The sequence below is a fragment of the Citrobacter sp. Ct235 genome (assembly GCF_030332305.1).
Taxonomy (GTDB): domain Bacteria; phylum Pseudomonadota; class Gammaproteobacteria; order Enterobacterales; family Enterobacteriaceae; genus Citrobacter_A; species Citrobacter_A telavivensis.
Genome location: NZ_JAOWIC010000034.1, coordinates 124,076 through 135,315, shown reverse-complemented (window position 1 = coordinate 135,315; position 11,240 = coordinate 124,076). Strand labels below are relative to the sequence as shown.

At 57.0% G+C, this 11,240-nt stretch carries 12 protein-coding genes; 2 read left to right on the top strand and 10 right to left on the bottom strand.

All coding sequences use genetic code 11. The features are described 5' to 3' along the window. Nucleotides 1-3: 3 nt before the first annotated feature. From pmrD to OGY35_RS02565, 9 genes are all read right to left on the bottom strand, one after another. Nucleotides 4-255, bottom strand: coding sequence for a signal transduction protein PmrD (gene pmrD / locus OGY35_RS02605; RefSeq protein ID WP_502872689.1), 252 nt, complete (start codon nt 253-255; stop codon nt 4-6). Between the two features lie 109 nt (nt 256-364). Continuing rightward, nucleotides 365-1,735: an o-succinylbenzoate--CoA ligase gene (menE, locus tag OGY35_RS02600; protein WP_286631336.1), complete on the bottom strand. Its 1,371-nt coding sequence runs from the start codon at nt 1,733-1,735 to the stop codon at nt 365-367. Then, nucleotides 1,732-2,694 carry an o-succinylbenzoate synthase gene (menC, locus tag OGY35_RS02595; protein WP_286631335.1) on the bottom strand — a complete coding sequence of 321 codons (963 nt, stop codon included), beginning with the start codon at nt 2,692-2,694 and terminating at the stop codon, nt 1,732-1,734. The genes menE and menC overlap by 4 nt, the downstream gene beginning before the upstream one ends. After that, on the bottom strand, nt 2,694-3,551 hold the full coding sequence (gene menB / locus OGY35_RS02590; RefSeq protein WP_046482766.1) for a 1,4-dihydroxy-2-naphthoyl-CoA synthase: 858 nt from the start codon (nt 3,549-3,551) through the stop codon (nt 2,694-2,696). Before menB ends, menC begins: the two co-directional genes overlap by 1 nt. 14 nt (nt 3,552-3,565) lie before the next feature. Beyond that, nucleotides 3,566-4,324, bottom strand: a complete 759-nt coding sequence (gene menH, locus OGY35_RS02585; protein WP_286631334.1) for a 2-succinyl-6-hydroxy-2,4-cyclohexadiene-1-carboxylate synthase — start codon at nt 4,322-4,324, stop codon at nt 3,566-3,568. Beyond that, nucleotides 4,321-5,991, bottom strand: a complete 1,671-nt coding sequence (menD, locus tag OGY35_RS02580; protein ID WP_286631333.1) for a 2-succinyl-5-enolpyruvyl-6-hydroxy-3-cyclohexene-1-carboxylic-acid synthase — start codon at nt 5,989-5,991, stop codon at nt 4,321-4,323. The genes menH and menD overlap by 4 nt, the downstream gene beginning before the upstream one ends. A gap of 84 nt (nt 5,992-6,075) precedes the next feature. After that, entirely contained in the window at nt 6,076-7,374 is a 1,299-nt protein-coding gene (menF, locus tag OGY35_RS02575) for an isochorismate synthase MenF (RefSeq protein WP_286631332.1), read from the bottom strand. A gap of 97 nt (nt 7,375-7,471) precedes the next feature. Next, nucleotides 7,472-7,777 carry a stress response protein ElaB gene (gene elaB / locus OGY35_RS02570; RefSeq protein ID WP_042317819.1) on the bottom strand — a complete coding sequence of 102 codons (306 nt, stop codon included), beginning with the start codon at nt 7,775-7,777 and terminating at the stop codon, nt 7,472-7,474. A gap of 54 nt (nt 7,778-7,831) precedes the next feature. Continuing rightward, nucleotides 7,832-8,293, bottom strand: coding sequence for a GNAT family N-acetyltransferase (locus OGY35_RS02565; protein WP_178828520.1), 462 nt, complete (start codon nt 8,291-8,293; stop codon nt 7,832-7,834). Between the two features lie 66 nt (nt 8,294-8,359). Between OGY35_RS02565 and rbn the strand changes: the two genes are divergently transcribed. Next, entirely contained in the window at nt 8,360-9,277 is a 918-nt protein-coding gene (gene rbn, locus OGY35_RS02560) for a ribonuclease BN (protein ID WP_286631331.1), read from the top strand. Nucleotides 9,278-9,340: 63 nt separating this feature from the next. Beyond that, nucleotides 9,341-10,345, top strand: coding sequence for a chemotaxis protein (locus OGY35_RS02555; RefSeq protein ID WP_152403384.1), 1,005 nt, complete (start codon nt 9,341-9,343; stop codon nt 10,343-10,345). A 117-nt stretch (nt 10,346-10,462) separates the two neighbouring features. On the opposite strand, the gene OGY35_RS02550 is transcribed toward OGY35_RS02555, so the two are convergent. Beyond that, the gene (locus tag OGY35_RS02550) at nt 10,463-11,053 is read right to left on the bottom strand and encodes a hypothetical protein (protein WP_286631330.1); all 591 of its coding nucleotides are present in this window, start codon (nt 11,051-11,053) and stop codon (nt 10,463-10,465) included. Nucleotides 11,054-11,240 lie beyond the last annotated feature (187 nt).

Here is an 11,240-nt window from a genome sequence, read left to right as displayed (position 1 = left end):
TACTCATTTTTTAACCAGTAGCGTCTTCAGGCGCTCCCACTCGTCGCAGGTATAGCTTCTGGCATCCAGAATCTTCACCGTCCGCCCGTTATCACGGTTGACGGAATACAGGGCATCCTTCTGCGGGGACAGGATATCACCGGCATTCACCATAATGTCGGACTGAACTTCGGCGATCATTTTCAGTGAACCGCCGGCATCACTCAACACTAATGCATGCTTCCCTGACGTTTTGTCATAGCATGACTTCTTCACCTGCCATTCCATTGCTTACCTTTACTTATCGGGGACGTTCACATTACGTTACACAGTAGCAGATAAACAAAGTGGCAATGGGCGTCAGTTGGCAAATTGCGAAGTGAAATTAATGTTTTCTTAATATTTCATTCACCCAATCAACAATTGCCCGTCGGGAAATCTTGATTCCCCCATTTTTCAATTCTGCAGGCAGAGAAAGCCAGTGGACCGGCTGCTGGAAGCGCGCCAGTTTGTCCTTCACCCATTCACTAAGAGCGGTCTCAGAAACATCAGCGTCATATTCAACCACCGCCACCGGACGATGACCAAACTCGGCGTCCGCGATCGGGACGATAAACGCCTGCAGCACATGGGGATGTGTCACAATTACCCGTTCCACCTCTTCGGGCTGAATCCCCTCTCCGCCGCTAAAAAAGAGATTATCCAGACGCCCGGCGATGGTCAGTTTGCCATCATTCAGCACGCCGCGATCGCGTGTGGCAAACCAGCCTTCGTTGTTGACCAGCGGAACCAGTTTACCGTTTCGCCAGTAGCCTTCCGCCATACTGGCCGCCCGCAGCCAGACTTCATCATCCACGATTCTGACTTCTCGTCCCGGCAAGGGCATACCCACGTCAGCCAGACCGTCCGCCTCTTTCGCACACACCGTCGAGGCAAATTCCGTCAGGCCGTAACCACACCAGCAGCGAATGCCCTGTGCGCGCGCCTGTTCGGTTAACGCGACCGGAATCGTCGCGCCGCCCAGCAAAACCGCTTTCAGCGCCACCGGCGTCTGGTTCACCAGCAGTCGCCAGAGTTGCGTCGGCACCAGCGAAGCATGCGTACAGCCGACCAGCATCTGTTCCAGCGGCTGTTTTTCCCGCACGGTTATCCGCGCCCCGGCGAATAACCAGCGCCACAGAATCCCCTGTCCGGAGACATGAAACAGCGGCAGAGAGAGCAGCCAGTCATCCTCTTTTGCCAGCGGCATCAGCGACAGCACGCCTTCAGCACTGGCAAGATGCGCCTGGCAGGTATGGACCGCTGCTTTCGGCAGACCCGTCGAGCCGGAGGTCAGCGTCATGGAACACAGACGCTGCGGTTGCCAGTCGACGGCATGCTGACCGTCAGCGTCCTGACAGTCCAGCGAGATCAGAAAGGGAAACGAATTTTCTCCCTCCAGATCCAGCGCAAACTGCAACGTGAGATCGGGTAACAGGGTTGCCAGCAGCGGGTGAGGAAGCTGCGGGTTGACCGGCAAAATCCTTGCTCCGCACTGCAACAGCGCCAGCCACGCCAGCAGGGTCTGCGGATGATTCCAGGCGCGCAGCATAACGCCGCTGCCTTCGGTGACGCCCTGTGCGGCAAAACCGCTCGCCAGGGCATCAGTCCGGTCACAGAGTGCGCGCCAGCTTAGCACCTCATCATTCAGGCGTAAGGCTGGCACGTCTCCCTGAACCTGCCGCCAGTAACGCCACGGCCAGTCAGGAAAGGTCATCGCAGGCGTTCCAGCGCGTCGTCCTTAATCAGCGGCAAGGCGCTGCCCGGCCAGCGACGAATCTGCTGTGCCTGCATCAGACTCAGCGTATCCAGTCCCGGAATGGTATCTGGCGTGAGCCACGCGGCAATGCGCGCCAGTTGCGTCAGGCCCAGGCTCGACTCAATAGACGAACTGATCACCGCCGTCAGCCCCAGCGCATGCGCCGCCTGCACCTGTTCGCGTACTTTCTCCAGCGAACCGGTCAGCGTCGGTTTGATAACCACCGCACGGACGCCCTCTTCTGCCTCAAAGGCAAAATCCGCTTCACGCAGGCTCTCGTCCCAGGCGATGGCAATACCGGTTTCCCGGGCAAAGGCTCGCGAGTCATCGCGTGTTCTGCACGGTTCTTCGAGGAAAGCGATGCGGTTGCGGTAGTCCGGGTTCACGTACTTCGCGAACTGCCGGGACTTCAGCGGCGTCCAGGCACGGTTAGCATCCAGCCGCAACTGCAGCTCCGGTATCGCCTCCAGCAGCAAATTGACCACCATGCCGTCGCGAACCGCTTCGTACAGTCCGACCTTCACCTTCGCCACTTTTTCGCCGGGCATGTCGGCAAGCTGGAGCACCAGATCGTCAGGATCCCCGGTACACAGCGGCGCTGCCCGGTAATCCGCTGCCTCTGGCAAGACGCCTTCCAGTTCCGCCAGCGCACAGCTGACGCCAAAGGCCACAGAAGGCATTGTCGGCAATGCGTCTTCTCCTTGCTGCCAGCCGTCAACCCAGGTCAGCAGCGCAACCTGCGCCTCTTCCCAGGTTTCCTGACTGAAGCCCGGCAGTGGAGAGATCTCTCCCCATCCCTGACGCTCGCCGTCGTGCAGACGGACATACAGCCCGTCACGCGTTTTTAACCGCCTGTCGCGCAGAACCACCCCCGCGTCCATGGGGATCTGCCAGCGGTAAACCTGCGCGCTACGCATTACGGATTCCGTTTGAATTTGCTGAAATCAGGCTGACGTTTCTGGTTGAAGGCGTTACGGCCTTCCTGACCTTCTTCCGTCATATAGAACAGCATGGTCGCGTTACCCGCCAGTTCCTGCAGGCCGGCCTGACCATCACAGTCAGCGTTCAGCGCGGCTTTCAGGCAACGCAGCGCCATCGGGCTGTTTTGCAGCATTTCACGACACCAGCGCACGGTTTCTTTTTCCAGATCCGCCAGCGGAACCACGGTGTTGACCAGCCCCATATCCAGCGCCTGTTTAGCGTCGTACTGACGGCACAGGAACCAGATTTCACGCGCTTTCTTCTGCCCAACGATCCGCGCCATGTAAGATGCGCCCCAGCCGCCGTCGAAAGAGCCGACTTTCGGGCCGGTCTGGCCGAAGATGGCATTTTCCGCCGCGATCGTCAGGTCGCACATCATGTGCAGCACATGGCCACCACCGATGGAGTAACCCGCCACCATCGCCACAACCGGCTTCGGGCAGGTACGGATCTGGCGCTGGAAGTCCAGCACGTTCAGATGATGCACGCCGGAGTCATCCTGATAGCCGCCGTAGTCGCCGCGAACCTTCTGGTCGCCGCCGGCACAGAAGGCTTTATCACCTGCGCCAGTCAGAATAATCACACCCACGTTATCGTCGTAACGGGCATCCGCCAGCGCCTGAATCATCTCTTTGACGGTCAGAGGACGGAATGCGTTGCGCACCTGTGGACGATTAATGGTGATTTTTGCGATACCGTCGGTCGATTTCTCATAGCGAATGTCGGTGTAGCCTTCGGAGCAATCTTGCCATTCTACCGGCGCATAAAGCATTGTTTCATCAGGATAGATCATAGTGTGTCCTTTAGTCAGAGACGCAGAATCTGAGCCAGACAGTCCACCACGCCCGCGGGATTTTCCCGATGCGCGTTGTGTCCGGCGTTACGAATCACATAGCGGGTCGCCGCTAACTCCGTCGCGAGAGCGCAGAATTTGCTGTCACGTTCACCACATAAATAATAAAACGGAAATGCGCGCGCGTTGAGCGCCTCGCGTAAATCAGGCTGGACCGCCAGCGAAGTGGCCTCCAGCATTGCCGCCAGCGTTTCGCCGTTATTCTGGCTACGCAGAACAACCAGCGCTTCTCGTTGCTGCGCGTTCAGCGAGGCAAACACCGGCTGCTGATACCAGTCAGTAAACACGTCAGCCAACGCGTCATGGCGAAAACGTTCCGCCCAGCGATGATCGGAACGTCGGCGCGCGTCGCGTTCAGCCTCGCTTTGCAGTCCCGGATGACCGCCTTCAACCACCAGGCCGCAAAGCCCCGGCATCCCCTGACAGGCCGCCATCATCGCCACTCTGCCGCCGAGAGAATATCCCACCAGCCAGTAGTTTAGTATGTTGTAACTAATAAGGGTATTACGCAGCAAGACAATGACATCGGTAAACCCGCTGACGCGAATATCCGCCGATCCGTCGTGACCGGGTAAATCGACATACAGCCGGGAAAAATTCGTAAGCTGCTCGCCAACCGGTTGCCACTCCTGACCGTCACCCGAAAAGCCGTGCAGAAAAACCAGCCAGGGTGAACCTGGCTGGGCGTCTTTTGCCTGCGCGTGCAGGATCATAGATGGCTTACCTGCGCCAGCAGTTGTTGCAGAGTTTGTGCGCCGTCGGTGTCGTTGACCACCAGTTCAATCACCGTGGTTGCCGGGGTACGCCATGCACCCGCCAGCGCCGCCTCCAGTTCATCCCAGCTTTCCGGGCGATGGTACTTGAGGTTAAACATTGCGGCCGCGTGTTCAAAATGGACATTCTGCGGCATCAGATAGAAGCGCTCACGTTCGCTCTGCGGCGTGGGCAGTAGCGAGAAAATCTGCCCGCCGTTATTGTTCACCACAATCAGGACGAACGGCGCAGAAACCTGGCGCAGCAAGGCTAACGCATTGAGGTCATACAACGCCGATAAATCACCCACGACAGCCAGCGTCGATTTCGCGCTGGCGCGCTGCACACCCGCGGCCGTCGATAACAGGCCATCAATGCCGCTGGCCCCACGATTACTGTAAACCGGGTAACCGGCCGGGAGTTTTGACAGCGCATCAATCAGGCGCACCACCAGGCTATTGCCGACGAAAAGCTGCCCCTGTTCAGGCAGATAGTCACGAATACGATGTGCCAGTTGTGCCTCGCCAAAGGTATCCCGACGCGCCACCACGGCCTGCCAGGCCTGCTCCGCCAGACGCGGGATGTCCACACACCACGGCTGACGTTTTTCCGCTGGATGCAGTTCCAGCCAGTCGCCGATTTTTGCGACCAGACGACGACCACGATGATGCGCCGGATCCAGCCGTCCTTCGATATTATCGACAATCCAGTACTCTTCAGGCGTACAGCTTGCCTGCCATTGCAGTAAGCGCTTTCCGGTCAGGCTGCTCCCCAGTTGCACCACAATTTGCGCCTGTTGGAGTTCCGTCACCGCCTTCGCATTACCGAGCCAGAGATCGGCGCACGGAAGCGGCTGTCCGGTTTGCGACAGCACATCGCCAATCAGCGGCCAGCCTAACGTCTGCGCCCACAGCGCAACTTTTTTGCCCTCTTCCGCGCTCATTCGCCCGGCGACGACGACGCCGCGTTTTTGGCGCCAGAAGAACCAGTCGCGCTGTTTGTCACTCTCCAGCCGACGCGCTTCGCGCAGCCAGGGCTTGTCATCCTGCCACCAGTCACCGAGGCGCTGTTGCCAGGCCAGACCGGTCTCATCCATCTCGCCATACAGCGGCTCGGCAAATGGACAGTTGATGTGAACCGCGCCAGCATGTAGCGAGGTCAACGCATTGTCGATGGTCGACACCAGCCAACGGGCCGGAATGTCCTGCGTCGGACGCGGGAGGGAAAGCGTTTGTGACGGATGCGAGGCAAACATGCCCGCCTGGCGAATCGCCTGGTTCGCGCCGCAGTCAATCAGTTCAGGGGGACGATCGGCCGTCAGGAGGATCAATTTTTCACCGGTCAGCCCCGCTTCAATCAGTGCCGGATAAAGGTTAGCCACCGCCGTGCCGGAGGTCACTATCACGGCAACGGGCTGTTTGCTCACCTTCGCCAGTCCCAGCGCCAGATGACCAAGACCACGCTCATCAAAATGGGTGTGGTGAATAAAGGTCGAATTTTCCGCCGCCGCCAGGGTGAGCGGCGTGGAACGTGAGCCAGGGGCAATACAAACATGCCTGACACCGTGGCGAGTTAATGCTTCCAGAATGACCGCCGCCCAGCGTCGGTTAAATGCGCTTACTGACATGAGATTGTCCGGTATCAATATTGCGACTCAGTATAAAGAACGGAAAAAAGGGATTATTGATATGAATCGGGAATATGTGACTCATTATCCATCCATCTGTAACAAAGATCGCAGGCCGGCGGCTTTATTGTCGATTTCCTGCCACTCCTGCTCAGGATCTGACCCGCGAACAATACCCGCGCCGGCATACAGTCGAACCACGTTACCGCTGATTTTCGCCGACCGCAGCGAGACACAAAATTCGCTTTGCTGTAATGACAGATAACCCGCCGACCCGGCGTACCATTCCCGCGCAAAAGGTTCATGCTGTTGAATAAATGCCCGCGCCCGCTCGCGGGGGATCCCGGCGACGGCCGCCGTCGGCTGCAACTGCAGTAAACACAACGTGTCGTCCGCCTGATTCAGCGCCGTCCAGATGCAACGTCGCAGGTGCTGCACTTTTCGCAACCGCAGCACCTGCGGTGGCAAAACGTCCAGTGAGTGAGTGTAGTCCTGCAGGCGCTGACAAATATCCTCGACCACCAGCATATTTTCGCGCTGGTTTTTGTCATCCTTCATCAGCCATTCGCCCAGTTGCCAGGCCTTATAATCATCAGGATGATTCGCCACCGTACCGGCGAGCGCTTCGGTGCGTAGCGCGGTATCACGACGACGCCAGAGACGTTCCGGGGACGAGCCAAGGAACGCGCGCTCGGCGCAAAAAGCCATGTAAAAATGGTAGCAGTTCAGATTCAAACGGCGACTCGAGGCCATAACGGCAGCGGCATTCACCGGGCGAGAAAATAGCAGGTCGCTGGCGCGTGCCAGCACCACTTTATCCAGTTCACCGTCGGCAATCGTCTGAGTGGCCTGCTCAATCAGGTTTATCCAGCCCGCTTTTTCAGGCCAGTGCTGTTCACCCGTTTTGCTCAGACGTAGCGTCGGCAACGGTTTTACGCTCGCCAGCGAAGCCAGGAAGGTCAGCGCCCGGTCAGCATCCTCGCGCAGAGAAACATCGCTCCACAGATGCAGACGCAGCACCACTACGCCCGCACAGCGCCGCCACTCAAGTCGCGGTAACACGAGATTGCCCTGCTGAGGGTCGAACGCGTTTAACCCCCAGATACGCAGGTCGGTTTGCTGCGGATGTTGGCGAAGAAAGCGTTGCGCCTCATCAAGCGAGGAAAAAAGGGCAACGACACCCAGCACCGCGGCCTCTTCATCGCCATTGCGCTGCTGCCAGTAAAATTGCGGATAAATGGACTGACTTGCCAGCCAGCTTAACGCATCAAAGGCGTCATTGAGGGGGAAAGGAACATCGAGAACCCGAATGCCTGGTGCCGCCGGGATCGCCTGCGACAAAAGACGCGTCAGACCTTCCAGCGCAGTAGTGAGTGAATGCACGCGGACCTCTCCCTGTTAAAAACCTCACATTATACGGGGTACTGCGGAAAAAAAGCAGTACCCCAGTTTAGGGAGGAAATGCGATCCTGGTTACAGGTTAGCGCCGTGCCAGCAGTAAACCGAGCACCAGTCCGACCGTTGCGCCCACACCAATCCCCTGCCAGGGCTTTTCGTGTACATAATCATCCGCACGATAAACCGCCTGCCTGGCGCGATAATAGTAGCTATCTGAAGCCTGGCTTACGCGTTTTTTGACCTCATCCAGCGCCTGTTCCGCCCGCGCTTTCAGTTCGATGTACTTTTGATCGGCAGGATCCCCTGAGGAACGCAGCACCTCTTCCAGCGTTTCACTCAGCAACGTCAGGTCGTCATCAATACGCGAATCACCAAATTGATAAGACATTCTCGTTCTCCATGTTAGTAAAACCTGCCCCTAACTATAGACAATGACTCAGGATCACGCCCGAATCGCTTCGCGCGCCATCCCCACATGAGGGATGCCATCTTCATCGTACACGTCAGTGACCGGCGTAAAACCAAATCGCGCATAGAATTCCTGCAAATGCGCCTGTGCGCCCAGATACAGCGCCTTCTCCGGCCAGTGTCGTTGGCAGGATGCCAGCGCCTGCGCCATCAGGTTTTGACCCAGTTTTTCACCACGTAACGCTTCACTGACGATCACCCGTCCAATCACTACGGGTTCAAGATCTTCAGCACTTTTCAGAATCCTCGCATACGCCACCAGTTCGCCATCATGCCAGCCAAGGATATGACGGTTATCACCCACGAGGTCGTCGCCGTCCACATCAAGATAGGGGCAGTTCTGCTCCACGACAAACACCGCGCAGCGCAGTTTTAACAGCGCATAGAGTTGAGGGACGGTTAATTCCGAATGATGCAGGTCTTGCCAGGTAATCATCGTGCGCTCCTTTTTCCGTAAACGATTTATACTAGCCAGATTATTTTTCAAAAGTGTAATGAAATAATGGAATTTCTCTTTTTAGGCAGCTCGGCTGGCGTTCCCACGCGGGCACGTAACGTGACGGCCATTTTGCTGCATCATCAGCACCCGACGCAGCCCGCTCTGTGGCTGTTTGACTGTGGTGAAGGCACACAACATCAGATGTTGAGCACGGCACATCATCCCGGCAAGATTGAACGGATTTTCATCAGCCATCTGCACGGCGATCATCTGTTCGGTTTACCGGGATTATTGTGCAGCCGTTCGATGGCGGGCAATGCTCACCCGCTGACGCTTTACGGCCCGAAGGGACTGCGTGAGTTTACTGAAACCGCGCTGCGACTGAGCGGCTCCTGGACCGACTATCCGCTGGAAATCGTCGAAATCACCGCCGGGGAAATTCTTGATGACGGGCTGCGAAAAGTGACGGCTTACCCGCTTGAACACCCGCTGGAATGCTACGGCTACCGCGTTGAAGAGCATGATAAACCCGGCGCGCTGAACGCCAGGGCGCTGAAAGCCGCAGGAGTGAAAGCCGGGCCCTGGTTTCAGGATCTGAAAGCCGGCAAAACGGTTACGCTGGAAGACGGCAGCGTGATACGCGGTGCGGATTTTCTTGCCCCGGCGACGCCCGGTAAAGCGGTTGCGATTTTTGGCGACACCGCGCCCTGTGCATCCTCGCTTGCGCTGGCGAAAGGGGTTGATGTGATGATTCACGAAACCACGCTGGATGCGTCTATGGAAGAAAAGGCCAACAGCCGTGGACACAGTTCTACCCGCCAGGCGGCGCTGCTGGCTCGGGAGGCCGAGGTCGGGAAACTCATCATGACGCACGTCAGTTCTCGCTATGACGCCGCAGGCTGCCAGCGACTGCTGGCAGAGTGTCAGGCAATCTTTCCTGCCACGGAACTTGCCGACGATTTCGCCGTTTTCGCGGTTTAGTGCTCCATTTTTCGCCCTCAGTGCCGATAACAGTAAAAACGCTGTATTCACACTGAGGGCAGAATGGATAATTTCCAGAAAGATATCGATGACAGGGCGAATCTGACCCTGTCCAACCGCTTTGAGCTGCTGCTGTTTCGCCTGGGAAACTCCCTGCACGAACAGAAGTCCGAGCTGTTTGGCATTAACGTGTTTAAATTGCGCGAAATTGTACCCATGCCTGCCTTTACCCGTCCGGCGGGGATGAAGGCCCCCCTGCTGGGAATGGTCAACATTCGCGATCAGGTTATTCCGGTCATTGATCTCCCGGCCGTTGCCGGCTGCAAACCGGAGAATGGGCTCAACATTCTGCTGATCACCGAATACGCCCGTAGCGTGCAGGCCTTCGCCGTCGAGTCAGTGGAAAACATCATGCGCCTGGACTGGAAGCAGGTACACACCGCAGAGAAAGCGGTGAACGGCCGCTATATCACCAGTATCGCCTGTCTGGATGAGGACAAAGAGACCAACAACCTGGCGCTGGTGCTCGACGTTGAGCAGATCCTGTATGACATCGTGCCGTCGAATCACGACCTGCGCGCAACGGAACTGAAAACCAATAAGTTCAACATCACTCCCGGTGCCGTCGCCATTGTCGCGGAAGATTCCCGCGTGGCCCGCGCGATGCTGGAGAAAGCGCTGACGGCGATGGAGATTCCCCACCAGATGCACGTCACCGGTAAAGATGCGTGGGACAAAATCCAGCAGTTGACGCAGGAAGCGGAGGCGGAAGGCAAAGCGATCAGCGAGAAGATCGCACTGGTGCTAACCGATCTTGAAATGCCGGAGATGGATGGTTTCACCCTCACCCGGAAAATCAAAACCGACGAGCGGCTGAAGAAGATCCCGGTGGTGATTCACTCTTCCCTCTCCGGCAGCGCCAACGAAGATCACGTCCGCAAAGTTAAAGCCGATGGCTACGTGGCGAAGTTTGAGGTCAATGAACTGTCATCCGTTATTCAGGAAGTGATGGACCGTGCGGCGCAAAACGTCAGCGGCCCGCTGGTCAGCCGTCAGCTGATTGCCTGATGTTCGCTTAAGATGTTTTGAGTGCACGGAATACTGAGTATTGAAAGACGAACGGCCCTCTCTTCGGGCCGTTTCTCTTTTGCGCCAGGCTGGCACGCTGGAGTCTTTATTTATACCCTACCGCAGCCCCCCTGGGCGGTCACGAATGCAGGGTTTCCCGACAAAAACAGCGTTCCAGCTTTGGCTTAATTGAGCGAACTCGCTCGGGCTAAGATATTCCCGTTCTGCCAACGCCATCATCCGAAACAACAGCGCCCGTATCGCCGCTGACCACAGTGGCGTCAGATATTCTTCTGTCTCTCCGTCCTCCTCAACCCGGATAAAGGCCGCAGAGCCTTGAGTTTCGCGGACATGCTGGCGGAAGAGTTCCTGTGCCAGCATAAAACCACGTCCGACAGGAGAGACCTCCTTGTCATCACGCCCAGGCCATCCCAGCGTTAATTCTTCGTTTTCATCATCATACTCAGTTCTTGGTGAGGGCAAACGACGGTTCCAGTTTTTCCAGGCCAGTTGCCAGAGTTGTTGCGCATCCGCTGGCAGGTTTGTCTGTAGTAGCGCAGCCCGCTCTGTGTCTATACGTTTGATATCTTGCAGTAGCGTCACTATTGCTTCCCCTGCCATGCCAAACAGCACACCGCAGGAAAGTGCTTCGATCAGCTCAATTTTACTGGCGCGCCAGTAGCCAGGGTTAGCGACCAACCCAGACATGTCGCCCATCCTGATGACACGAACACGCCATAAACGACCAGGCCAGTGCCTGGCCGTTACAATCACCGAGGAGATCGTTTGATCCACAACCATCCACGGTGGACCACGGTGCGCATTTTTAATCTTATTACCGACAATAAGATTCTGGTGCTCATCTGCACCTGTAAACCAATAGCCAATGGATGAA